Below are 24666 nucleotides of genomic sequence, written 5' to 3' on the forward strand. Positions count from 1 at the left end.
ATCTCAAGAGCCGTCTGTTCGGGAGCAGGTTTCTTCAACATGTCCCAGTGAATCATAAACCCCTGGATGTGACCAGGGGTTTGTCAGCAGTCTGAGGGCCGGTTTTCCGGCCCTTTTTGCGTTTGCTGGTCTTGTTGTTGCTCAGACGTCGAGCGGGTGTTCAGCGATCATGCTGGTCAAACTGCCATCTGCCGGGAAGAGCGGGATGAGGCAGGCCTGGAGGGCGTGGTAGATGTCGCCCTTGCCGGGGAAGAGGCTGTTCGAAGGCTTGCCGTCTTCGGTCAGTTCCTCGAACCAGCCGCCGAAATCGCGGTCGAGATTGTTGGCCGCGATGTAGTTCCAGATCTTGCGGTAGCTCTCCTCGTGGAAGTCGCTTTCCTGATGCTGGTTGAGGAAATGGGCAGCCGCAGCCCCTTCGCAGAGCGGCCACCAGAGTTTTGACCGTTTCTCGGGGGCGTTTGCCCAGTCGAGCGTGTAGAAAAAGCCGCCTCCGTCCTTGTCCCAGCCGAGCACCATGGACTGGAAGAAGAGGCCGCGCGCGGCTTCCGGCATCCAGTCGTGGCTCTTGCCGCCGAGCACCCAGAGCTGAAGGATGAGGCGGGCCCATTCCAGCCAGTGGCCGGGCGTGGTGCCGGCGGGCCGGAACATTTCGTTCGGATGGTAATAATTGCGGTCGACCAGCCAGTTTTCATCGAAATGCTCGGCGACACGGAAGGCTTCTTCGCGGGCGCGGCGGTTGATGATCAGGTCGGCGAGCCGCTCGGCCTTGATGAGGTAGTGCCGCTCGCCGGTTGCCTCGAAAGCGGCCATCAGGCTTTCGGTCAGGTGCATGTTGGAGTTCTGGCCGCGATAGCCGGGCACCGGCTGCCAGTCGGAGGAGAACTCCTCGGCGATTGCGCCGTGGCTTTCTTCCCAGAATTTCTTATCGATCACCTCTGTGATATCGGCGAGCATGGTGTCAGCCAGCGGATGGCCGGCGCATTTGGCCGAAGAGGCTGCCAGCAGTACGAAGGCGTGGCCATAGCCCTGCTTCGTGTCGTCTGCAGCGCCAGTGTCGTTGGCCTGCCAGAAGTAACCGCCGTGTTTCTCATCACGGTGGCGTTCCCAGAGATAGCGCATGCCGTGATCGACAATATCGGCCGAGCCCGGGCGTCCCAGCAGATGGCCGATGGCATAGCAATGCACCATGCGGGCGCTGGCATGAATGCCCCGGGCGGGATTGTCGGTGACAAGCGGCTTGCCGTCGCGCGACAGATCGTAGAATCCGCCCTTCGGATTGATCGCCGAGCCGGAGAAGAAATCAAACAGGCCGTCTGCCTGTGCCAGCAGCCATTTGCGGTGGTAGGGGCGGGCGCTCCAGGGGCTGGATGGCGACTGCTGCGATTGATTTTCCGACATTTCTTCCTCCCTGGCTGCATCGTTGCAGCCTCTATAACCGATCGCCGGTCCGGCTGCCACCGCTTGACCGCAGTCACGCACAACAGTATCGCATGTTGACATAAAGATGTCTTTATGTGATTTGGCGCGTGTCGCAGACACAATAGGAGACTTCGCATATGCTCGATCAACTGTTCGGCCGTGACGGTGCTGCCCGGGACGGAGCGGAGATCTTGAAAGCGCTCAAGCAAGCGGCGCGCGAACGTATCCTGATCCTCGACGGTGCGATGGGAACCGAGATCCAGGGTCTTGGCCTGACCGAAGAGGATTTTCGCGGCGAGCGCTTCCTCGGCTGTGCCTGCCACCAGCAGGGCAATAACGACCTCCTGATCCTGACCCAGCCCAACGCCATCGAAGACATCCATTTCCGCTATGCGATGGCGGGTGCCGACATTCTCGAAACCAATACCTTCTCCTCGACCCGCATCGCCCAGGCCGACTACGAGATGGAAGGGGCTGTCTATGACCTGAACCGGCATGGCGCGGAACTCGTGCGCCGGGCCGCCTGGCGTGCGGAGCGTGAGGACGGCAAGCGCCGTTTCGTCGCCGGCGCCATTGGGCCGACGAACCGCACGGCCTCCATTTCGCCTGATGTCAATAATCCCGGTTATCGCGCCGTCTCCTTCGACGATTTGCGCCTTGCCTATGGCGAGCAGATCGACGGTCTGATCGATGGCGGCGCAGACATCATCCTGATCGAGACGATCTTCGATACGCTGAATGCCAAGGCGGCGATCTTTGCCTGCGAGGAGCGTTTTCTCGCCAAGGGCATTCGCCTGCCGCTGATGATCTCTGGGACGATCACCGATCTTTCCGGTCGCACGCTGTCCGGCCAGACGCCGACGGCCTTCTGGAACTCTGTTCGCCATGCCAAGCCCTTTGCCGTCGGTTTGAATTGCGCGCTCGGGGCGGACGCCATGCGGCCGCATCTGCAGGAATTGTCCGGTGTCGCCGATACCTTCATCTCGGCCTATCCGAATGCCGGTCTGCCGAACGAATTCGGCCGCTACGACCAGAGCCCGGAAGAGATGGCATCGCTCGTGGCTGGTTTTGCCGAAGAGGGCATCGTCAATGTCGTCGGTGGCTGCTGCGGTTCGACGCCTGCGCATATCGCCGCGATTGCGGAGGCCGTGAAGGGCAGGGCGCCGCGCCAACCTGCCGAGCATCGGCCCTTCATGTCGCTTTCGGGGCTCGAGCCCTTCGAACTGACCAAGGATATTCCCTTCGTCAATGTCGGCGAGCGGACGAATGTCACGGGCTCGGCCAAGTTCCGCAAGCTGATCACGGCAGGCGATTACTCCGCAGCCCTGGTCGTGGCGCGCGATCAGGTGGAGAACGGCGCGCAGATCATCGACATCAACATGGATGAGGGCCTGATCGATTCCGAAAAGGCGATGGTCGAGTTCCTCAACCTGATCGCCGCCGAGCCCGACATTGCCCGCGTGCCTGTGATGATCGACAGCTCCAAGTTTCCGATCATCGAAGCCGGCCTCAAGTGTGTGCAGGGCAAGGCGGTGGTGAATTCCATTTCGCTCAAGGAGGGCGAGGAGAATTTCGTCGCCCAGGGCAAGCTCATCCGCAATTACGGTGCTGCCGTCGTCGTCATGGCCTTTGACGAGAAGGGCCAGGCCGATACCTACGAGCGCAAGGTCGAGATTTGCCGCCGCGCCTACCGCATCCTGACGGACGAGGCGGGTTTTGCGCCCGAAGACATCATCTTCGACCCGAACGTCTTTGCTGTCGCGACCGGCATTGAGGAACACGACAATTACGGCGTCGACTTCATCGAGGCGACGCGGACGATAAGGCAGGAAATGCCGCTGGTGCATATCTCGGGCGGGGTCTCGAACCTCTCCTTCTCCTTCCGGGGCAACGAGCCGGTGCGGGAAGCCATGCATGCGGTCTTCCTCTATCATGCCATCCAGGCGGGCATGGACATGGGCATCGTCAATGCCGGCCAGCTCGCGGTTTATGAAAGCATCGATCCGGATCTGCGCGAGGCCTGCGAAGACGTTGTCCTGAACCGTCGCAAGGACGGAACGGAACGCCTGTTGGAGATCGCCGAACGCTATCGCGGCACGGGCGAGGCCAAGGCCCGCACCCAGGACATGAGCTGGCGCGAATGGCCGGTCGAAAAGCGGCTGGAGCATGCGCTGGTCAATGGGATCACCGAATTCATCGATGTTGATACGGAAGAGGCGCGCAAACAGGCGGAACGCCCGCTGCATGTCATCGAAGGGCCGCTGATGGCGGGCATGAATGTCGTCGGCGATCTCTTCGGCGCCGGCAAAATGTTCCTGCCGCAGGTGGTCAAATCGGCGCGTGTGATGAAGCAGGCGGTGGCCGTGCTGCTTCCTTACATGGAGGAAGAGAAGCGGCTGAATGGCGGCACCGGCGAGCGTCAGGCGGCCGGCAAGGTGCTGATGGCGACCGTGAAGGGTGACGTGCACGACATCGGCAAGAACATCGTCGGCGTGGTTCTCGCCTGCAACAATTACGAGATCATCGATCTCGGCGTCATGGTGCCGGCCACCAAGATCCTCGAAGTGGCGAAGGCGGAAAATGTCGATGTCATCGGTCTGTCCGGCCTGATCACGCCGTCGCTCGACGAGATGGTGCATGTGGCCTCCGAGATGCAGCGGCAGGGCTTCAATATTCCGCTCCTGATCGGTGGTGCGACGACGAGCCGTGTGCATACGGCAGTGAAGATCCACCCGCAATACAAGGCGGGGCAGGCGATCTATGTCACCGATGCCAGCCGTGCCGTGGGCGTGGTTTCGGCCTTGCTGGCCGAGGACGGCAACGAGACCTATGTTGAGGGTGTCAAGGGCGAATACGCCAAGGTTGCCGAGGCCCATGCGCGCGCAGAAGCCGAAAAGCAGCGCCAGCCGCTGGCGTCGGCCCGGGAGAATGCCATCAAGCTCGACTGGAGCAGCTACAAGCCGACGAAGCCCAGCTTTACTGGCACCAAGGTGTTCGAGACCTATGACCTCGCCGAACTCGCCCGCTATATCGACTGGACGCCCTTCTTCCAGACCTGGGAGCTGAAGGGGCGCTATCCGGCCATTCTTGAAGATGAGAAGCAAGGCGAGGCAGCGCGGCAGTTGTTTGCCGATGCGCAGGCGATGCTCAAGAAGATCATCGAGGAAAACTGGTTCCGGCCACGCGCCGTCATCGGGTTCTGGCCGGCCAATGCTGTCGGTGACGATATCCGGCTGTTCAAGGATGATAGCCGCAAGGAGGAACTTGCAACCTTCTTCACGCTGCGCCAGCAGATCGCCAAACGCGAGGGCAGGGCCAATGTAGCCCTCAGCGATTTCGTCGCACCTCTGGAGACCGGCGTTCCTGACTATGTCGGCGGCTTCGTGGTGACGGCCGGCATCGAGGAGGTGGCGATTGCCGAGCGTTTCGAGCGGGCGAATGACGACTATTCGTCGATCCTGGTCAAGGCATTGGCCGACCGCTTTGCCGAGGCCTTTGCCGAGCGTATGCATGAACAGGTGCGCCGCGAATTCTGGGGTTATGCACCGGACGAGACCTTTACGCCGGAAGAACTGATCTCGGAAACCTATGCCGGCATCCGCCCGGCGCCGGGCTATCCGGCCCAGCCCGATCATACGGAAAAGGTGACGCTGTTTTCGCTTCTGGATGCGACCGAGGCGACCGGCGTGACGCTGACGGAAAGCTATGCCATGTGGCCGGGCTCCTCCGTTTCCGGTCTCTATATCGGCCACCCCGACAGCTATTATTTCGGCGTCGCCAAGGTCGAGCGCGATCAGGTTGAGGATTATGCCAGCCGCAAGGGTATGGAGGTGCGCGAGGTGGAGCGTTGGCTGGGGCCGGTGTTGAATTATGTGCCGAAGGCGGATGCCTGAGGATCGATTTGTGCTACGGCCCCTCATCCGCCCTTCGGGCACCTTCTCCCCGCAGGCGGGGAGAAGGCCGATGCGGCTGACGTGTTGCCCCCTTCTCCCCGCTTGCGGGGAGAAGGTCCCGGCAGGGGGATGAGGGGCTCATAGATCACTTGAGATGCCTCAAGTGCCGATTCCAAATTCGGCGATAAGTTATTGAGGCAGATTCCTAATTGCCTTCGCGCCTGCTGCCTTTGGCCTGCCTCAGGGCGAAGGCTTCCTTACCACTCACATAGACGAGATTTCTCTCTTCGGTCCCGGATGCCTGGGGAACCGCTCCAATCCTTTTTGCGACGGCGATGGAGGCGAGGTTCTCAGGGTGAATGACGTGGATTGCTTCGGTCCAGCCAAGTTCCTCAAACGCCCAGATAAGGCAGGCTGTCGCAGCCTCCGTCGCATATCCTTTTCCCCAGACGTCGCGATGAAACGCCCATCCGATCTCTCGCCCGGGCCAGCCGGGCGGGAACCATGCCCCAGCGCGACCGACCCATCGGCCAGACGCTTTCTCAATGACCGAGAAGTTACTGTATCCTTGGATGCTCCAGGCACCTGCAAAGAGGCACAGATTGCGCCAAGCGCCAGCCTCATCCTGCGGTCCGCCAATGAAACGCGTTACTTCCGGATCAGAGAGGAATGCCGTCCATGCCGAGCGATCCGAAGTGTTGGGCGGGCGAAGGAGAAGGCGTTCGGTTTCGATCACTTGGCGTCTCCTCGTTCCGGCCCGGAGGTGCGTTTAGTTTTCTTCTGTCACAGCAGGATGACCGCTCATTGCCTTCACGCCTCAAGCCTCAGAAGGATTGCCGTTGTGTCGTCGCTCTGCTTGTAGCGCGGATATCTCAAGCCGTCCGGGTCGACCTCCCGCTCCATGTGGCGGAGCTCTGAGACCAGCGATTTCAGCCCTGCCGTTGCGGCGCGCTGGATGAGCGTTGCGGGATCGTAGAGCTTGTAGAGGGCCACAAGATCGGCGAGGCCGTCGGAGCAGAGAAGGGCGGTGGCGCCGCCGCCATGGAGGGGTACGTCGACCATGGCGAGGTGATCTGCGGCTTCGGGAACGACACCGAAGGTCCAGGTGGTACCATCAGGCGTGTTCTGCAGCGCCCGACCGCGACGCAGATCTTCCAGCGTTTCCGAATCGTCATTGGCAACGCCTGCCGCCCCGATGCCGCCGACGCGGGCGATGTGCTCTGCGGCCCGGTGCTGCTCCCATTCATAGGCGCCGGGGATCGGGATGACGAAATCGGATTGGCCGTCGTCATGCAGGAGATACAGGCAGCTGTCGCCGAGGCCGAACCAGCGGAAGCCGGTCGGCGTCGCCTGCAGGGCCGACAGGCTGCAGACCGGCCAGACATAGCGGGGCTGGTCGCCGGCAATGCCCAGGAAGGCGTCGCGGGCTTCCTCGGAGATTTGACGCAGGACTGTGGCCGGATCGGCTAAGGCGTCGAGGCGCTCGGCCAGACGCATGGTGCCGAATTCTGCGATCCAGGCGGCATCCGAGCCGTAGCCGTCCATGAACTGGCGGTCGCCAAGGCCGGTCGCGCCGTCGATGACGAAGGCGGCATGCCGGTTGTAGCCGAGGCGGTCCTCGTTTGGGCGACTTTGCTTGCCGGGGTCAGAGATAGTGTCGATAACAGAGATTTGCGGCATGGGGACCCTCAAAGACTGGAGCGCCGGATCACTCCGGTCAGTCCTGACTAGCATCTCAAGAAAGGGTCGTCAGCCGCGGGCGGCGCGAAAGCGGTTCATGATCTCGGCGCGGGTGGGATCGGTCATTACCACCGCGAGGCCGAATTCGAGCGCCGTCAGTTTTGCCTTGCCCGGGTGGATGATATCGTCTGCGAGGATCTCTTCCGGCAGGAGGGCGCGGACGCGTTTATCAGTGACCGTACCGCCGTGAACCAGATGTTCGCGCGCGGCGATGTCCGGATGGAGCAGGTGGTTGATCAGGGCGTGGGCGGCCGGCCGGTTGCGGGCAGAGGTGGGGATCGCGTAGTAGTCCGTCCAGATTTCGCCGCCATCAGTTGCGATCTCATAGGCAATTTCAGGCACGTCGCGATGCATCTGGCTGGCGTCATTGCTCCAGCACATCGTCATCCAGGCTTCGCCGGTCCGCATCGCAGGCTGGTAATCGCTGTCGATCGCCTGCAGATGTGGCCTGACCTGCATCAGCAGTTCTTCCGCGCGGGCAAGTTCGGTGGTGTCGAGCGAGTTGAAGCGGTGGCCAAGGGCGACGAGCGCACCGCCGATTGCCGTCAGCTGATAGTCGTGCACGATCGTTCTGCCTGAGGCTTCTGCCATAGCGCGGTCGAAGAAGCCGCGCCAACTTGTGACAGGATCGAGATGCCGGGTGTTGTAAGCGATGCCGCTGGTTCCGGCATTCTTGGGGACTGCATAGAACGCGCCGGCCTTCACGCCGGGTCTCAGGAAGCGGTCTGAATGGGCTCTGAGGTCGAAGTTGGGTAGTTGACGCAGATCGAGCGGTATGAGCATGCCGCGCTGGACATAGGGGGCGATCGCATATTGCGTCGGTACGATGATATCCCAGTCACGCCCGCTTTCGAGCGCCTTGAAGGTTCCCTCGTTCGAGCCGATGATCGAGACATCGACCTCAACGCCGTAGCGGGCGGTGAAATCCTCGAAGGTCTGGGGATCGTGATAGTTGGGCCAGGTGGCGAGCGACACCTTCTTGCCGAGCGGAGCGCTTTCGGAGGTCGCGACACTGGTGCGGCGAGCCCCGCCAAACAAGAGGGCGGCGGCACCGAGCCCGGTGACGGCGAGGAAATGCCGGCGCGTGACGGAGCCGCGCTTCAGGCGCATGAACTCTGCCACGAAGCGCTGAGCAGTGATATCCGGCGTTTTCGTCTGCTTGACCATTGCTGCTGTCGATCCGTTGCCGGTTTCGTGCAGGCTGAATTTCAGCACAAACGCGTTAACGCTATCACACCAAGGGACCGAACTGGCGTTCAAGCCGTGAGGTCAGATCATCCTGTCGATGATGCTGATCCCGTTTTCGCGAAAGCTGTCCATGGTGGCGAGGGCGGGCGCTGCCTCAGACAGCGTGATGCGGCGGCCGATCAGGCGCTCCGGCGAGAGCTTGCCGGAGAGGATCATGCGCAGCATGGCGTCGTAGCGCCAGGACTGCATGCCGTGGCTGCCATAGATTTCGAGTTCGTGGGCAATCACACGGGCCATCGGGATCGCCGGTGTTGCATGATCGGCGAGCATCAGGCCGACCTGCACATGGCGGCCCCGGCGGCGCAGGTTGAGGATCGAATTGCAGCAGGTCTGGGGATGACCAAGCGCATCGACGGAGACATGGGCACCGCCGCCTGTTACCTCGCGCACGGCTTCGGAGACATCGGCGACCGCGCGGCTGTCGATCGTGGCCGTTGCGCCCAGCGCCCTGGCGAGCGCCAGCTTGTCCTCGGCGATGTCGATTGCCACGACATTGGCGCCCAGCGCCGCGCCGATCATGATCGCCGAGAGACCGACCCCACCGCAGCCGTGGACGGCGAGCCATTCGCTACCCTTAAGACGGCCCTGGTCGACGACGGCGCGGAAGGAGGTGGCGAAGCGGCAGCCGAGGCTCGCTGCCGTTTCGTAGCTGATTTCTTCGGGCAGATGCACGAGGTTCTGGTCGGCATAGTCGATCGCGACATATTCGGCGAAGGAACCCCAATGGGTGAAGCCGGGCTGGAACTGTTCCTCGCAGACTTGGCTGTTGCCGGATCGGCATTCCATGCAGTGGCCGCAGCCGGAGACGAAGGGGACGGTCACGCGGTCGCCCACCTTGAATCGGCGGACATCGCGGCCGACGGCGGATATCGTGCCGGCCAGTTCATGGCCGGGTACGTGGGGCAGCTTGATGTCGGGATCGTGGCCCATCCAGCCGTGCCAGTCGCTGCGGCAGAGGCCCGTTGCCTTGACGGAGATCACCACACCCGCATTGGTCGGCGTCGGATCGGGCAGGGTCCGGATTTCCGGCGCTGCTCCGAAGGCTTCGTAATACATCGCGCGCATGGGCTTCCTCCAAATGCGAGAATGCCGCCTTGGCGGGCGGCATTCAGACCGTTCTTCCGTTCGTTTCGGTTTGCCTCAGTCGGCGAGCAGGATCAAGGCAGTCGGGTCGATCTTCACGCCGACCGTGTCCCCGACAACAGGGGGCTTGATGCCCGGGTCATTGAAGGTGTCGAAGGAGAGCGTCTTGCCGCCGACATTGATGCGGGTCCGGATGACCGATCCGAGGAACTGGCTGGACGCCACTTCGCCGTGAACCGTTGCCACGTCGGCGCTGGCGAGCGTGCCGGCTTCCGGGCGCATTGCGAGCTGAATGGTCGAGCCGTTCGTCGCCGGGATGGCTTCCTTGATCGCCAGCGTCTTGTCCCCGATCTGAACGATGCCCGCGCTCTGGTCGGTCACAACAGCTTCGAGCACGTTGAGCGTACCGACGAAGGAGGCGACGAAGCGGGTGGTCGGGCGGTTGTAGATCTCGAAGGGCGTGCCGATCTGGTCGGCCTTGCCGGCATTCATGACGACGATACGGTCGGAGATCGAGAGCGCTTCTTCCTGGTCATGGGTGACGAAAACGGTGGTGATGCCCAGTTGCTGCTGGATATGGCGGATTTCTTCGCGCAGCGAAACGCGGATCTTGGCGTCGAGCGCCGAGAGCGGTTCGTCAAGCAGGAGCACCTGCGGCTTGGGTGCAAGCGCGCGGGCAAGCGCCACGCGCTGCTGCTGGCCGCCCGAAAGCTGGTAGGGATAGCGCTCGGCGAGGTGATCGAGATGGATCAGCGCCAGCATTTCCTTCACGCGCTTGTCGATATCGGCCTTCGGCATGCCTGAGATCTTCAGGCCGAAGGCGACATTGTCGGCGACGTTCATGTTCGGAAACAGGGCATAGGCCTGGAAGACCATGCCGATATTGCGCTGGTTCGGCTTGAGATAGGTCTGGTCCTTGCCGGCGATTTCGATCGTGCCGCCCGAGGGCGTCTCGAAGCCGGCAATCATGCGCAGGACGGTGGTCTTGCCGCAGCCCGATGGGCCGAGGAAGGAGATGAATTCGCCCTTTTCGATCGCCATGTTGAAGTCGTGCACGACCTGGGTGGCGCCGAAGGATTTCTTGAGGTGGGAGAGTGTCAGGAAGGTCATGAAAAGAATTCCTCAGGCCTGGCGCGGGGCTGTTTTCTGGAGGCGGGACACGAGCTGGATCAGACCGAGGCAGCCCCAGGTGATGCCGAAGGCGATGACGGCGAGTGCAGCCGGCTCATAGGCGCGGTTGGCGCCGAGAAGCTGCATGAAGGGTCCGAAGGCCGGCTTGTTCAGGAGCGCTGCCATGGTGAATTCGCCAATGACGATGGCGAAGGTCAGGAAGGCGCCCGAGAGCACAGCGACGAGTACGTTCGGCAGGATGATCTTCGAGATGATCGTGAACCAGCCGGCGCCTAGGCTTTGGGCCGCCTCCGTCAGCGTGCCGATGTCGATGGTGCGCAGGCCCGTGTCGACGGCGCGGTACATGTAGGGGAGGGCGAGCGTCGCATAGCCGAACATCAGGAGCACGTCCGTGCCGAAGGCAGAGCCCGTCAGCGGCAGCCAGCTCGAGGTGTTGTAGAGGCGGATATAGCCGAAGACGATGACGATCGCCGGAATGACCAGCGGCAGCAACGTCACGAACTCGATATAGGGACGGAGGCGCGGCAGCTTGAGGCGTACCCAATAAGCGGTCGGGACCACCAGGAAGACGCCGAAGAGGATGGTAACCAGCGCCATCGTGACCGAATAGGTGAAGGTTTCCTGGAAGCGCGGATCCGTCAGAACCTTGACGTAGGCGTCGAAGGAATATTCTCCGCGCCGCATCTTGAGCGAGAAGTTGGTCATGCCGATCAGCGGCAGGAAGAAATAGAGGAGGCCGAAGATCAGGGCCCCCCAGGCCCAAAAGCGCTTCATTTCAGCCACCTTTCGCTGCGGGCGCGCAGCCAGATATACAGAGCATTGGCGACACCGGTGACCGCGATCATGCCGAAGGCGAGCGCGTAGCCGAGATGGGGGTCGCCCAGCACGTCGCCGCGGATCTGGGCGAAGAGCAGGATTGGCACGATATTCAGCGAAGAGCCGGTCAATGCGATCGCGGTTGCGACAGCGCCGAATGCGTTTGCGAAAAGCAGTGCCATCGTGCCCAGGATCGAGGGCAGCAGGATCGGGAAGGCCACGAGGCGCCAGTACTGCGCATTGGTCGCGCCGAGGATCGAGGCTGCCTCGCGCCATTCGCGCTTCAGTCCGTCAAGAGCCGGGGTGATGATCAGGATCATCAGCGGGATCTGGAAGAACAGATAGGTGACTGTCAGGCCCCAGAAAGACAGGAGATTGAAGCCGAGCAGGCGAAGATCGATGCCGAGCTGGGTCTTCAGGAAGACGGTGAGCAGGCCGACCGGGCCGAGGGTCGCCAGAAAGGCGAAGGCGAGCGGAACGCCGGCGAAGTTGGAGGCGACGCCCGAGAAGGTCAGGAGCGGGCCGCGGATCCACTGCGGCAGACCGCCAAGCACGACGGCTGCGGCAACGCCGAAGCCGATGAGGCAGCCGAGAATGGCCGAGGCGAGGCTGATCTTGATGGAGATCCAGTAGGCCGCCATGATCGAAGGCGTGAATAGCCCACCGATATTGTCGAGCGTGAACGAGCCGTCTGGACGCTGGAATGCGCCAATGACGATCTTCATGGTCGGCATGATCAGGAAGAGTATCACGAAGGCTGCGAAGGGCAGGACGCCCAGCCAGTGAAGTGGAAGTTTCGTTCGTGGCCGTGCCTGATGGCCCTGGCTCACCGCCTCTGTCGTCATTCGATCTGCCCCTCTGTCCGCGTCTCGACGGATCTTCTTAAAATGCAAGCGCCGCCCCGACCTTAGACAAGATCGGGGCGGCACATCAAGGTCTCGACTTACTGGACGTTGGCGCCGACGACGCTGTCCCAGCCGCCGACAACGGCAGCCTTGTTGGCGTCGACTTCTTCGAGCGTCGGGAAGTAGGCCTTTTCGTAGGATTCAGCCGGCGGCAGGGCGTCGAGCAGGTCCTGCGGAACCTTGCCAGCCTTGACCATGGCGTTGAAGCGGGCCGGGTGGCAGTAACCCTTCAGCCAGCCGAGCTGACCTTCGTCGGAGTACAGGTGCTCCATCCACAGCTTTGCAGCGTTCGGATGCGGTGCGTAAGCAGAGATGCCCTGGACGTAGACGCCGGCCAGAACGCTCGACGTCGGAACGACGACTTCGACCGGCGGGTTGCCAGCGAGCGTGTCACGGGCCGAAAGCGCATTGTAGTCCCACATGACGACGATCGGGGTCGCGCCCTGTGCGAGCGTGCCCGACTTGCCGATGACCGGAACGAAGTTGCCGGCCTTGTTCAGTTCGGCGAAGTACTTCAGACCGGCTTCGCCAGCGTCCTTGCCGGCAGCTGCGCCCGATGCCATGCCGGCTGCGAGAACGCCGAGGATGGCCTGGTTGGAAGCGCGCGGGTCACCTGCGAGAGCAACCTGACCGGCGTATTCCGGCTTCGTCAGATCGGCCCAGTCCTTCGGCGTGTTGGTGACGAGGTCCTTGTTCACCAGGAAGGACATGACGCCGTAGTAGTCGCCGTACCAGTAGCCTTCAGCGTCCTTGATGTTGTCCGGGATTTCGTCCCAGGTGGAGACCTTGTAAGGCTGCAGCAGGCCTTCGGCCTTCATCTGCGGACCGAAAGCGAGACCGACGTCAACGACGTCAGGAGCCTGCGGGCCCTTGTTGTCCTTGTTGGCCTTGATGGCTTCGACTTCGTCAGCCGAACCAGCATCCGGGTTCAGTTCGTTGACGGTGATTTCCGGATACTTCTTCTTGAAGGCGTCGATCACGGCGCCGTAGCCGCACCAGTCGTGGGGCAGGGCGATGGTGGTCAGCATGCCTTCCTTCTTGGCGGCTTCGATCAGCTCGGCGCTCGGCTCGGCGTAAGCAACAGCCGAGCTCGTCATGACCAGTGCGGTCGTGAGCGACAGGAATTTACGAATGGTCTTGGTCACTGTGGTTCTCCTCTGAGGTTTGGCAGCGATGCGGTTCACTTAGGTGCGCTGTGTTATGGTTATGTGACGGATGACTTCGCTGCCGGTTCTTCTTTGCAGTCGTGTGTCGCGTCATCCAGAAAATGGTTCCTCCATTTCGTCGGGTTGCTCCTCATCGGGGTCTTCTAAACAGGCGTGCCTGCTCAAACAGACCCTCAAGGGTATTCATGCGCTCGCGCGTCTCGTCCCAGGACGAGCTCTGCACGGCTTCGATCAGGGCTTCCACGACGAACAGCGTCACCACGGAGCTGTCCCATGCCGAGGGTGCCTCTATATGGAGCTTGAAACAGTGCCGGGCATGCTGTGCTACCGGCGACATCCACTGGTCCGTAAACACAATGATCTGAACGCCATTGGCGCGCGCGACTTCGGCGAGCGTCGTGAGGTCGGCCTCGTAGCGGCGGATGTCAAAGATCACCAGAACGTCTCCGTCCTGCATGTTGAGCACATGCTGCGGCCACGAACTGGCATTCGACGACATCAAGGTCGTGCGCGGCCGGATGACCTGCATGTGGGTGAAGAAGTATTCCGCAAGTGCGCCGGTGATGCGTCCGCCGACGAAATAGAGATTGCGGTTGCGGTCACCGATGAGGCGGGCGGCATCATCGAATGTTGCCGTCTTCAACTCACCGAGAGACGAGCGGAGATTGGCCATGACCGCTTCTGCAAAGCGGTTGAGGATGTGGCGGTTCGGTGCGTTCGCTGCCCAGCGGTCGTGTTTGGTGATCGGGTTGGAGATCGTTGCCTCAAGTTCGAGGTGTAGATGGGCCTGAAATTCCGGGTAGCCCTTGTAACCGAGCTTTTGCACCATACGGGCAACCGTCGGGGTCGAGACGCCGGCGTTTTCGGCAACGGTCGTTATGCTCCCCAGTCCTGACACAGGGTAGTTGTTCAGCAGGCTCTCTGCCAGCTGCCGTTCGGCACGCGTCAGCCCGTCAAAATGGGCATGGATCACGTCCGACACCGTGGTCGACGCATTCATCAAGAACCGATTGACTCCCCTCAAGCTGGTCTGTTGCCAGCTTTTTTTGGATTAAGCCTCGCTGTCACAATTGAGTCAACCGCCCCTTGAAGAGAATTTTTCAGTAGCGGATTGACAGATGCTTAACCGTGAAGAATTCTCTTCGAAAATAGATTGGGCCAAAGAGCCCGGGGGAACAATCAGCATGCTCTTGAGGTCGGGGATCCTGACGGCGTCTGACGGTGAGGCTGTCGCGCTTGAGAATGCGACGGCGGCAAGCGGCGTCGTGCTTGTCTGCGAGCATGCGTCCTCGCTTCTCCCGCCATCGGCGGGTGACCTTGGACTTTCACCGGAAGCGCTTTCCAGCCACATCGCCTGGGACCCCGGCGCTCTTGCGATTGCAGGGCGTCTGTCGACGGCACTCGACGGATTGCTGGTGCACCAGCGCTTCTCGCGGCTCATCTATGACTGCAACCGTCCACCGGAATCGCCTGCGGCGATGCCGGAGAAGAGCGAGATCTACGAGATCCCCGGCAACCGGGACCTCGGTCCCGCAGAGCGTTATGCGCGAACGGCTGCGCTCTACATCCCGTTTCACGATCGGTTAGCCGCCGAAATCACCCGACTTCAGGGGGCTGGGCTGCAGCCGGTCATCGTGACCGTCCATACGTTCACGCCCGTTTACTTCGGCAAGCCGAGAGAGGTCGAGATCGGCATTCTTCACGATGCCGACAGCCGCCTGGCCGATGCAATGCTCGAGGCATCGAAGAGTGGTCCCTACAGGGTTGAGCGCAATTCGCCCTATGGGCCGGAAGATGGCGTCACCCATACGCTGCGCCTGCATGCGATACCGCAGGGCCTTGCCAATGTGATGATCGAGGTCCGCAACGATCTCGTTCGCGATTCTGCCGGTGTGGAGGCTGTGGCTTCCTATCTCGCGGACTTGATTTCGAAAGCGCTCGAAAGGGCCGCATAACTATTTCCAGCCGCTGGTCAAACCAAAAAAGTCAATGAGGGAACGGATGCCGGCACATGAAAGCATTGAAAAAGGACTGCCAAAGCGGTCCGGGGCAGCGGTAGCCTGATGCCGCAAGCCCTGCAAACCTATGTCCGTGTCGTCGACGCCTTCAATCGCCGCGTCGGTCGGATCGTCATGTATGGCGTCTTCGTCATGATGGGCATCCTGCTTTATTCCTCGCTGTCGAAGAGCATGTTTCTACCGGCACATTGGACGCTGGAAATGGCGCAGTTCGTCATGGCCGGTTACTACCTGCTCGGCGGCGCCTATTCGCTTCAGCTCGATAGCCATGTGCGCATGGATCTGCTTTACGGCCGCTGGTCGCCGAGGACAAAGGCCGTCGTGGACGTGATCACGATCATGATGCTCTTCGTCTACCTGTTCTTCCTGCTCTGGGGTGGAGTGTCGAGCACGACCTACGCCGTTCAATATGGTGAGACGAGCTATTCCTCCTGGTCGCCCTACATGGCGCCCATCAAGATTGTTATGGTGATCGGTATCTTCCTCACCTTCCTGCAGGCCACCTCGATCCTGATCAAGGACCTTGCAATCGCGATGGAGAGGCCGATCGCATGAGTGATTTCCTCGGCTATGAAATGATCGCGCTCCTGATGTTCTCATCGATGATGATGTCGATGCTGACAGGGCAGCGCGTGTTTGCGACGATCGGTTTCGTCGGCGTCGTTGCCGCCGCCGTGCTCTGGGGCAATGGTGGCTTCGAGATGGGCTTCTCGGCCGGCATGAAGCTGATGAAGTGGTATCCGCTGCTGACGCTGCCGCTGTTCATCTATATGGGCTACATGCTTTCGGAATCGGGCATTGCGGAAGATCTCTACAAGGCCTTCCACGTCTGGTTCGGCGGCATGCCGGGTGGTCTTGCGATCGGTACGATCGGACTGATGGTCGTGATCTCGGCGATGAACGGGCTCTCGGTTGCGGGCATGGCAATCGGCGCGTCGATTGCGCTGCCCGAATTGCTGCGCCGTGGCTACGACAAGATCATGGTCTCCGGTGTCATTCAGGCCGGAAGTTCGCTCGGGATCCTCATTCCGCCGAGCGTGGTGCTGGTGCTTTACGGCATGATTGCGCGCCAGCCGGTCAGCCAGCTGTGGCTTGCGGGCGTCTTCCCGGGGCTGCTGCTCGCGACCCTGTTCTGTATCTACATCTACATCCGTTGCCGCCTCAATCCGGCGCTCGGCCCCGCCCTTCCCAAGGAAGAGCGCGACATGCCGATGCGCGAGAAATTGAAACTGCTGCAGGCGGGCATCCTGCCGTTCCTCATCTTCTTCCTGATGATGGGTCTCTTTCTGATGGGCATCACCAGCCTTGTGGAAAGCTCTGCCGTCGGTGCGCTCGGTGCGCTCTTCGCCGCCTGGTACAAAGGCCGCCTGACCAAGGCGGTGTGGAACCGGGTGCTGGAGCAGACGCTCGGCATCTCCTGCATGTTCATGTGGATCATTCTGGCGGCCCTCTGCTTCGGCGCCGTCTTCGACGGTCTGGGGGCTGTGAAGGCGATCGAGAACCTGCTGGTCAATGATATCGGTCTGACACCCTGGCAGATCCTGATCATGATGCAGCTGTCGTTCCTGGTGATGGGGGCCTTCCTCGACGACACGGCCATGCTGGTCATCGTCGCGCCGCTCTACATTCCGCTGGTCGGCAAGCTCGATCTGGGTGTCGAGAACGCGCTCATCTGGTACGGCGTCCTCTACACGATCACCTGCCAGATCGCCTACATGACACCGCCCTTCGGCTACAATCTCTTCCTCATGAAGGCGATGGCGCCGCCCGATTTCCGGTTGATCGACATCTATCGGTCGGTCGTGCCCTTCGTGCTGATCATGCTGCTCGGCATGGTGATCATCATGATCTTCCCGCAGATTGCGACCTGGCTGCCGAGCCAGATCTATCTCAGAGGTTAGCGTTCGAATGACAAGAGGCCCGGCAAACGGGCCCGGCACCAGGACTACCCGTCGGACCTCAGGGATGGCGGGTTTGAAGAGAAACGAAAACAGAGGGAAACGAAATGACCAACAGCAGACGTTCATTCCTGAAGACGGCCGCCATGGCGACCCCCGCCGTTCTGGCAGCCCCTTATGTCAAAGCCCAGAATGCCAAGATCACCTGGCGCCTGCAGACCTATGCCGGTGCGGCACTCGCCGAATTCGTCATCCGGCCTGCCGTCGACGCCTTCAACAAGGCGGCCAATGGCGAGATGGAAATCCAGCTCTTCACGGCTGACCAGCTGGTTCCGACCGGCGAACTGTTCCGCGCCATGCAGGCCGGCACGATCGATGCCGTCCAGTCGGACGACGATTCGATGAACTCGCCTGTTGATATCAAGGTCTTCGGCGGCTACTTCCCGTTCGCCTCGCGCTACAGCCTCGACGTGCCGACGCTGTTTTACGAATACGGTCTCGCCGAGATCTGGGACGAAGCCTATACGGAAGTCGGCGTGAAGTGGCTGTCGGCCGGCGCCTGGGATCCGTGCAACTTTGCCACCAACAAGCCGATCACCAAGCTCGACGATCTGAAGGGCCTGCGCGTCTTCACCTTCCCGACGGCCGGTCAGTTCCTGTCGCAGTTCGGCGTCGTGCCGGTCACCATTCCGTTCGAAGACGTGCCGGTCGCCATGCAGACCGGTGAAATCGATGCGATCGCCTGGTCCGGCATCACGGAAGTCTTCACCTCTGGCTGGGTGGATGTGACCAAATACTTCCTCACCAACAACGTCTCTGGCGGCTGGGCGGGTTCGTTCTTTGCCAATGCCGACCGCTGGAAGGAAGTGCCGCCGCATCTGCAGACCCTCTGGCAGATGTGCATGGATTCCTCCCACTACAAGCGCCTGCACTGGTACTGGGGTGGCGAAGCCCGGCTTCGTGCAGAAGGTGGCCGTCTCGAACTCACCAGCATCCCGGATGCCGAATGGAAGACCGTCGAAGATGCAGCGCATGTCTTCTGGGAGGAGGTTGCCAAGCAGACCCCGCGCACCGGCAAGGTCGTCGAGATCCTGAAGAAGTACAATGCCGACATGGAAAAGGCCGGCAAGCCTTACCGCTACGGCTGATCAACAGAAGCGGTGGCCCGGCGTTTCGCCGGGTCACCATCATAAACAAGACGGCATGAGCCAAGCGCTGCCCTGGGAACACCGAGATGACCACTTACACATTCGAAGATCTGAAAAAGGACGTCACTGAGGGACGCATCGACACGGTTCTGGCGTGTCAGGTGGACATGCAGGGCCGTTTGATGGGCAAGCGCTTTCAGGCAGAGTTCTTCGTCGAGAGCGCCTGGAAGGAAACGCATAGCTGCAACTATCTGCTGGCGACCGACATGGAGATGGAAACGGTCTCCGGCTACAAGGCAACCAGCTGGGAGAAGGGTTACGGCGACTACACGATGAAGCCCGATCTTTCGACGCTGCGTCGGATTCCCTGGCTCGAAGGTACGGCGCTTGTTCTTTGCGACATGCTCGACCATGCCACTCATGCCGAGGTGCCGCATTCGCCGCGCGCGATCCTGAAGAAGCAGGTCGCCCGGCTTGAGGCCATGGGCATGAAGGCCTTCATGGCGACCGAACTCGAATTTTTCCTCTTCGACCAGACCTATGACGAGGCGCGGCTTTCCGGCTATCGCGACCTGAAAATGGTCTCGGGCTATAACGAGGATTACCACATCTTCCAGACGACCAAGGAAGAGGGCGTCATGCGGGCGATCCGCAAGGGGTTGCAGGGGGCGGGTATCCCCGTCGAGAATTCCAAGGGTGAGGCATCCGCCGGCCAGGAAGAGATCAACGTCCGCTATGCCGACGTGCTCACCATGGCCGACCGGCATGTGATCATCAAGAATGGCTGCAAGGAGATTGCCTGGTCGAAGGGCAAGGCGATCACCTTCCTTGCCAAGTGGCATTACAATGCCGCAGGCTCCTCGTCGCATATCCACCAGTCGCTGTGGTCTGCCGATGGCCAGACGCCGCTGTTCTTCGACAAGGACGGTCAATACGGCATGTCGGAGACCATGAAGCACTATATGGCCGGGCTTCTGGCCCATGCCGGCGAGTTCACCTATTTCCTGGCGCCCTATATCAATTCCTACAAGCGCTTCGTCGCGGGCACCTTTGCACCGACCAAGGCGATCTGGTCGAAGGACAATCGCACCGCCGGCTACCGCCTGTGCGGCGAGGCGAGCAAGGGCATCCGCGTCGAATGCCGCGTCGGCGGCTCCGACCTCAACCCCTATCTTGCCATGGCTGCCCTTCTGGCCGCCGGCATCGACGGGATCGAGAAGAAGATGGCGCTGGAGCCGGAATTCTCGGGCGACGCCTATGGTGCGCAGGGCGCCCGCGAAATTCCAAGGACACTGCGGGCGGCCGCCGAAACGCTTCGCGGTTCGGCCATGCTGCGGGCCGCTTTCGGCGATGACGTGGTGGATCATTATGTAAGGGCTGCCGAGTGGGAGCAGGAAGAATATGACCGTCGGATTACCGACTGGGAGGTGGCGCGCGGGTTTGAACGAGCTTGAGATAATCGCACTTACTCTGTGGTGGATTGTTGAAAAATCAACATCGTGATACGTTTCCGGATGTCGAGATGGAGGTATTGTGATGGCGATCGACAGCGAATGGTTCTACCGCGAGCTTGAGCGCAAGGGGGCATCGGCTCGGGAACTGGCCGCTTTTCTTGGCCTCGACCCGAGTTCCGTTTCGCGGATGCTGAAGGGCGACCGCAAAATGAGCGCCGAGGAGCAGGATGCGATTTCCGTCTTTCTTGGGGTGCCTCTTGAGACTGTGGCGATGCACCGCCGCGGCGACAGCGTTTTCACCGGTTTCGAGGAGGAGAAGCAGAAGCCCTATGAGCTTTATCCCGGCAGCCCGCCCGGCTGGATACCCGCTGGCAAGATGTTTGGTCCCGACGACATAGTCTACAAGGACGGCAAGCGCTGGATGGAGAAGGACGACGGCACCCTGGTAGAGCTTCATCCGGCCTATGGCTGTATGGCTGGTACGATAACCATCATGCCCGGAGTGGATCTGACCGCGCCGATGGACTGGGATGAGGAATGGGGCGAGAAGCTCTACAATGAGTAGCGGATTTCTGCTCGACACGTGTTTCGTAATCTGGATGTCGCAGCACGGGGAATTGGCGCCGGATTCCTTGCGGATTCTGGGTGAAAGCAGGATACAGATGGTCCCCGTGTTCGTGTCGTCTGCGACGGCTTGGGAACTGGCCATGTTGCTGTCAAAAGGACGGATTCGGGAGACGCGTGAGGCGGAAGATTGGTATCGCGGCTATTTGCGGGACGGGGGATTCGTTGAGCAGCAGGTAACTTCCGGGATATTCATCGCGTCCTGTTTCCTGCCGCAGCCGATCCACAAGGACCCTATCGACCGCATCCTGATTGCCACGGCGCGGTCCTATGATTTGACGATCGTGACCCGCGACCGCGCCATTCTGACCTATGGCGCGGCGGGTCATGTGAAAGTGCTGGCCTGCTAAGCAGGTTTCGTAAAAGTGTCCCACGGTTTTACGATGAGAACCTGCGACAAAACAAAGACGCTAAGCGGATGAATCGTTGGCTTGCCAACGAAAGTCTGCTCAGCTCGAAGGAGCAAGTGAAGATGACGATGATCCAATGCATTTCGCCGATCGACGGATCGGTTTACGCCGAGCGACCGGCCATGTCGCTGGAGGCTGCCACCGAAGCCGTCGGTCGCGCCCGCAAGGCGCAGAAGGCCTGGGCGCGCCGGCCTCTGGAAGACCGCGTTCAGTTGGTGCTGAAGGGCGTTGCCCGCCTCAACGAGATGTCGGACGAAGTGGTGCCGGAACTCGCCCATATGATGGGGCGCCCGATCCGCTATGGCGGCGAATACAAGGGTTTCAACGAGCGTTCGAACTATGTCGCGGCTGTTGCTGCTGACGCGCTGGCGCCGCTGGTCGTTGAAAACAGTGCAAGCTTCGAGCGCCGCATCGAGCGTGAGCCGCATGGCGTCGTCTTCGTCATCGCGCCGTGGAACTATCCTTACATGACCGCGATCAACACGATTGCGCCGGCGCTGATGGCCGGCAATACCGTGGTCATCAAGCATGCGACGCAGACGCTTCTCGTCGGCGAGCGCATGGTGCGCGCCTTTGTCGAGGCCGGCGTGCCTGACGATGTCTTCATCAACCTGTTCCTCGATCACGCCACGACCTCGGCGCTGATTGCCGCCGGCAATTTTAACTTCATCAACTTCACCGGGTCGGTCGAAGGTGGGCGTTCGATCGAGCGGGCCGCTGCCGGCACCTTTGCCGGCCTCGGTCTTGAGCTCGGCGGCAAGGATCCGGGCTACGTCATGGACGACGCGGACCTCGACGCTGCCGTCGATACGCTGATGGATGGTGCCACCTACAATTCCGGCCAGTGCTGCTGCGGCATCGAGCGCATCTATGTGCATGAGAGCCTCTACGACGCCTTTGTCGAGAAGTCGGTCGCCTGGGTGTCGAACTACAAGCTCGGCAATCCGCTCGATCCGGAAACGACGCTCGGACCGATGGCCAACAAGCGTTTCGCCAAAGTCGTGCGCGAGCAGATCGCCGATGCGGTCTCGAAGGGCGCCAAGGCGCTCGTTGATCCGAAGCTTTTCCCGGCGGATGACGGCGGCGCCTATATCATGCCTCAGGTGCTCGTGAACGTCGATCACTCCATGGCCTTCATGAAGGACGAGACTTTTGGTCCGGCGGTTGGCATCATGAAGGTGAAGAGCGATGAGGAAGCGCTCGGCCTGATGAATGACAGCCCCTATGGCTTGACCGCCTCGCTCTGGACGCAGGATCCGGAGCGCGCCGCGCGCATCGGCCGCGATGTCGAAACCGGCACCGTGTTCATGAACCGTGCCGACTATCTCGACCCGGCGCTCTGCTGGACCGGCGTCAAGGAAACCGGCAAGGGCGGTTCGCTCTCCGTGCTCGGCTTCCAGAATCTTACCCGTCCAAAATCCTACCACCTGAAGAAAGTCACGAAATGAACATCGTCGCCAACTGGAGCTACCCCACCGCCGTCAAGATGGGACGTGGCCGCATCAAGGAACTGGCGGACGCCTGCAAGTCGCTCGGCATGAAGAAGCCGCTCTTGATCACCGACCGGGGTCTCGCCCCGATGGCGATCACCCAGACGGCGCTCGACGTGCTGGAAGAAGCCGGCCTCGGTCGCGCGCTCTTTGCCGATGTCGATCCGAACCCGAATGAGAAGAACCTTGAGGCCGGCATCAAGGCCTACAAGGATGGCGGCCATGACGGCGTCGTGGCCTTCGGTGGCGGCTCCGGTCTCGATCTCGGCAAGTGCGTCGCCTTCATGGCTGGCCAGACGCGGCCTGTCTGGGACTTCGAGGATATCGGTGACTGGTGGACCCGCGCCAATTCCGACGCCATTGCCCCGATCGTCGCCGTGCCGACCACGGCGGGCACCGGTTCGGAAGTCGGTCGCGCTTCCGTCATCACCAACTCCGTCACGCATGTGAAGAAGATCATCTTCCATCCGAAGTTCCTGCCCGGCGTTGTTATCTGCGACCCGGAACTGACCGTCGGTATGCCGAAGATGATCACGGCTGGCACCGGCATGGACGCCTTCGCGCATTGCCTGGAAGCCTATTCCTCGCCTTTCTATCACCCGATGAGCCAGGGCATCGCGCTCGAAGGCATGCGGCTGGTCAAGGAGTTCCTGCCGCGCGCCTATCATGATGGCACCGACCTCGAAGCGCGGACCAACATGATGTCGGCGGCTGCGATGGGTGCGGTGGCCTTCCAGAAGGGGCTTGGCGCGATCCATGCGCTGTCGCACCCGATCGGCGCTGTCTACAACACCCATCATGGCATGACCAACGCGGTCGTGATGCCACCGGTGCTGAAGTTCAACCGGCATGTGATCGAGGACAAGATCGAGCGCGCAGCTGCCTATCTCGGTATCGCAGGCGGCTTCGACGGTTTCTATGACTACGTCCTGGCGCTTCGGGCAGAACTGCATGTGCCGGCTAACCTGACCGCCATGGGCATTGCCAATGACCGGATCGACGAACTCTCCGCCATGGCGATCGAGGATCCGAGTGCGGGCGGCAATCCGGTCAAGATGACGCTCGAAAATACCAAGAAGCTGTTCGCCGACTGCTTCTGACAGTTCGCGCTGATCGCATTGAGGACCCCGTCACTGTGTGGCGGGGTCTTTTTCGTGTCTTGCTCATGCGCTTGTGATCCGTCCAGCCCCTTGCTGGCAGATGTCAGGGCAGGGCAAGTCGCGCCGCCGCATGTCGGCAGATGTCTATCTGTGCGCGGCTCAGTAGGGACGGACCTGCGCATTCTTATTTGCGAATATACTTTGTTTTTCCGTCGCTTCTCCCCATTATGGGGGAGGGTGCCAGGTGTCCCGTTTCCATTTTGTTAACCATGTTTGCTCCATGATCAATGCGTGGGGCGCCGATGATGCTGGCTGCTCAAGAGCGATGAGCCGCTCGGATCCGACCTCCCAAGGAAACAGCATGCCAGTCATTTCTTTTGCCAATGCCAAGGGCGGTGCCGGCAAAACCACCGCAGCCCTTCTTCTCGCCACTGAACTGGCCCATCAGGGCTACCGCGTCGCTATCCTGGATGCCGATCCGCAGCGCTGGATCACCCAGTGGCACGAGATCTCCGGTCCGCAACGCAACATAGAAGTGATCTCGGAAGTGACCGTGGCCTCTGTCCAGGGACATATCCGCGAACTCTCGCGCACAAACGACTACATCATCATGGATCTGGCCGGCGCGCGTGACGCGATGGTGACGACGGCGATCGGTCTGTCGGATCACGTGATGATCCCGGTGCAAGGTTGCGCCATGGACGCCAAGGGCGGCGCTCAGATCCTGGATCTGATCAAGCTTATGGAAGGTGCCGGCAATATGGTCATTCCGCATTCGGTCGTCCTGACCCGCGTCACCTCAATGGTGACGACGCGTGCGCTGCTGACGATCAAGGGCCTGCTTGCCGCTCGCGGCGTCAACGTCGTCAACACACCGATTGCCGAGCGCAGCGCCTATCGTGAGATCTTCGACTGTGGAGGCACGCTGTATTCGATGGATGCAGCGCGAATCAGCAATCTCGACAAGGCCCAGGAAAACGCCAAGGCCTTCGCCTCCGAAGTCATGCGCCTGTTGCCGGTGAAAATCATCCGCTCCGGCGAGCCGCGCCGCCTGTTCCGGCTGGTTCGCTCGGCAGCGTAGTCGTCAGACTTCCTATCCAATACAAAGAGACCGCCGGGGGAC

Annotated in this window: 21 protein-coding genes; 11 read left to right on the top strand and 10 right to left on the bottom strand. The window is 61.1% G+C overall.

Annotation, left to right across the window (positions count from 1 at the left end):
* Nucleotides 1–141 precede the first annotated feature (141 nt).
* Complete coding sequence (locus tag J2045_RS11275) at nucleotides 142–1398, bottom strand: AGE family epimerase/isomerase (protein WP_307372795.1); 1257 nt, start codon at nucleotides 1396–1398, stop codon at nucleotides 142–144.
* A gap of 158 nt (nucleotides 1399–1556) precedes the next feature.
* Here J2045_RS11275 and metH point away from each other — a divergent pair, with 158 nt between their 5' ends.
* On the top strand, nucleotides 1557–5312 hold the full coding sequence (metH, locus tag J2045_RS11280; RefSeq protein WP_307372797.1) for a methionine synthase: 3756 nt from the start codon (nucleotides 1557–1559) through the stop codon (nucleotides 5310–5312).
* Between the two features lie 205 nt (nucleotides 5313–5517).
* Here the strand turns inward: metH and J2045_RS11285 are convergent, their stop codons facing one another.
* The 9 genes from J2045_RS11285 to J2045_RS11325 all read right to left on the bottom strand — a co-directional run bounded on the left by J2045_RS11285 (nucleotide 5518) and on the right by J2045_RS11325 (nucleotide 14401).
* A complete protein-coding gene (locus J2045_RS11285) occupies nucleotides 5518–6048 on the bottom strand; it encodes a GNAT family N-acetyltransferase (protein ID WP_307372799.1) in 531 nt (176 codons plus the stop codon).
* 74 nt (nucleotides 6049–6122) lie between these two features.
* On the bottom strand, nucleotides 6123–6992 hold the full coding sequence (locus J2045_RS11290; RefSeq protein ID WP_307372801.1) for a PP2C family serine/threonine-protein phosphatase: 870 nt from the start codon (nucleotides 6990–6992) through the stop codon (nucleotides 6123–6125).
* Between the two features lie 69 nt (nucleotides 6993–7061).
* Nucleotides 7062–8219, bottom strand: a complete 1158-nt coding sequence (locus J2045_RS11295; RefSeq protein ID WP_307372803.1) for an ABC transporter substrate-binding protein — start codon at nucleotides 8217–8219, stop codon at nucleotides 7062–7064.
* 102 nt (nucleotides 8220–8321) lie between these two features.
* Entirely contained in the window at nucleotides 8322–9365 is a 1044-nt protein-coding gene (locus J2045_RS11300; RefSeq protein WP_307372806.1) for a zinc-dependent alcohol dehydrogenase family protein, read from the bottom strand.
* Between the two features lie 75 nt (nucleotides 9366–9440).
* Nucleotides 9441–10493 (bottom strand): ABC transporter ATP-binding protein, encoded by a 1053-nt coding sequence (locus J2045_RS11305; RefSeq protein WP_307372809.1) that lies wholly within the window; start codon nucleotides 10491–10493, stop codon nucleotides 9441–9443.
* Between the two features lie 12 nt (nucleotides 10494–10505).
* On the bottom strand, nucleotides 10506–11288 hold the full coding sequence (locus tag J2045_RS11310) for an ABC transporter permease (protein ID WP_102022030.1): 783 nt from the start codon (nucleotides 11286–11288) through the stop codon (nucleotides 10506–10508).
* Nucleotides 11285–12175, bottom strand: a complete 891-nt coding sequence (locus tag J2045_RS11315) for an ABC transporter permease (RefSeq protein WP_307372814.1) — start codon at nucleotides 12173–12175, stop codon at nucleotides 11285–11287. Before J2045_RS11315 ends, J2045_RS11310 begins: the two co-directional genes overlap by 4 nt.
* Nucleotides 12176–12273: 98 nt before the next feature.
* Nucleotides 12274–13332 (bottom strand): ABC transporter substrate-binding protein, encoded by a 1059-nt coding sequence (locus tag J2045_RS11320; RefSeq protein WP_307373297.1) that lies wholly within the window; start codon nucleotides 13330–13332, stop codon nucleotides 12274–12276.
* 199 nt (nucleotides 13333–13531) lie between these two features.
* A complete protein-coding gene (locus tag J2045_RS11325; RefSeq protein ID WP_370873090.1) occupies nucleotides 13532–14401 on the bottom strand; it encodes a MurR/RpiR family transcriptional regulator in 870 nt (289 codons plus the stop codon).
* 184 nt (nucleotides 14402–14585) lie between these two features.
* Here J2045_RS11325 and J2045_RS11330 point away from each other — a divergent pair, with 184 nt between their 5' ends.
* The 10 genes from J2045_RS11330 (at nucleotide 14586) to J2045_RS11375 (ending at nucleotide 24624) form a co-directional block, all read left to right on the top strand.
* Complete coding sequence (locus J2045_RS11330; protein WP_307372820.1) at nucleotides 14586–15356, top strand: N-formylglutamate amidohydrolase; 771 nt, start codon at nucleotides 14586–14588, stop codon at nucleotides 15354–15356.
* Nucleotides 15357–15464: 108 nt separating this feature from the next.
* Nucleotides 15465–15974 (top strand): TRAP transporter small permease subunit, encoded by a 510-nt coding sequence (locus J2045_RS11335; RefSeq protein ID WP_307372823.1) that lies wholly within the window; start codon nucleotides 15465–15467, stop codon nucleotides 15972–15974.
* Nucleotides 15971–17320, top strand: coding sequence for a TRAP transporter large permease (locus J2045_RS11340; RefSeq protein ID WP_307372826.1), 1350 nt, complete (start codon nucleotides 15971–15973; stop codon nucleotides 17318–17320). The genes J2045_RS11335 and J2045_RS11340 overlap by 4 nt, the downstream gene beginning before the upstream one ends.
* 104 nt (nucleotides 17321–17424) lie before the next feature.
* Entirely contained in the window at nucleotides 17425–18465 is a 1041-nt protein-coding gene (locus J2045_RS11345; RefSeq protein ID WP_166602968.1) for a TRAP transporter substrate-binding protein, read from the top strand.
* An 86-nt stretch (nucleotides 18466–18551) separates the two neighbouring features.
* Entirely contained in the window at nucleotides 18552–19919 is a 1368-nt protein-coding gene (locus J2045_RS11350) for a glutamine synthetase family protein (RefSeq protein ID WP_307372829.1), read from the top strand.
* 82 nt (nucleotides 19920–20001) lie between these two features.
* A complete protein-coding gene (locus J2045_RS11355; RefSeq protein WP_307372832.1) occupies nucleotides 20002–20484 on the top strand; it encodes a helix-turn-helix domain-containing protein in 483 nt (160 codons plus the stop codon).
* On the top strand, nucleotides 20477–20893 hold the full coding sequence (locus J2045_RS11360) for a type II toxin-antitoxin system VapC family toxin (RefSeq protein ID WP_307372834.1): 417 nt from the start codon (nucleotides 20477–20479) through the stop codon (nucleotides 20891–20893). Before J2045_RS11355 ends, J2045_RS11360 begins: the two co-directional genes overlap by 8 nt.
* A gap of 122 nt (nucleotides 20894–21015) precedes the next feature.
* Entirely contained in the window at nucleotides 21016–22401 is a 1386-nt protein-coding gene (locus J2045_RS11365; RefSeq protein ID WP_307372836.1) for an aldehyde dehydrogenase family protein, read from the top strand.
* Complete coding sequence (locus J2045_RS11370; protein WP_307372840.1) at nucleotides 22398–23543, top strand: iron-containing alcohol dehydrogenase; 1146 nt, start codon at nucleotides 22398–22400, stop codon at nucleotides 23541–23543. Before J2045_RS11365 ends, J2045_RS11370 begins: the two co-directional genes overlap by 4 nt.
* Before the next feature lie 361 nt (nucleotides 23544–23904).
* Nucleotides 23905–24624: an AAA family ATPase gene (locus J2045_RS11375; protein ID WP_166602962.1), complete on the top strand. Its 720-nt coding sequence runs from the start codon at nucleotides 23905–23907 to the stop codon at nucleotides 24622–24624.
* The last annotated feature ends 42 nt before the right edge of the window (nucleotides 24625–24666 follow it).

This window comes from Peteryoungia aggregata LMG 23059 (assembly GCF_030814435.1).
GTDB lineage: Bacteria > Pseudomonadota > Alphaproteobacteria > Rhizobiales > Rhizobiaceae > Allorhizobium > Allorhizobium aggregatum.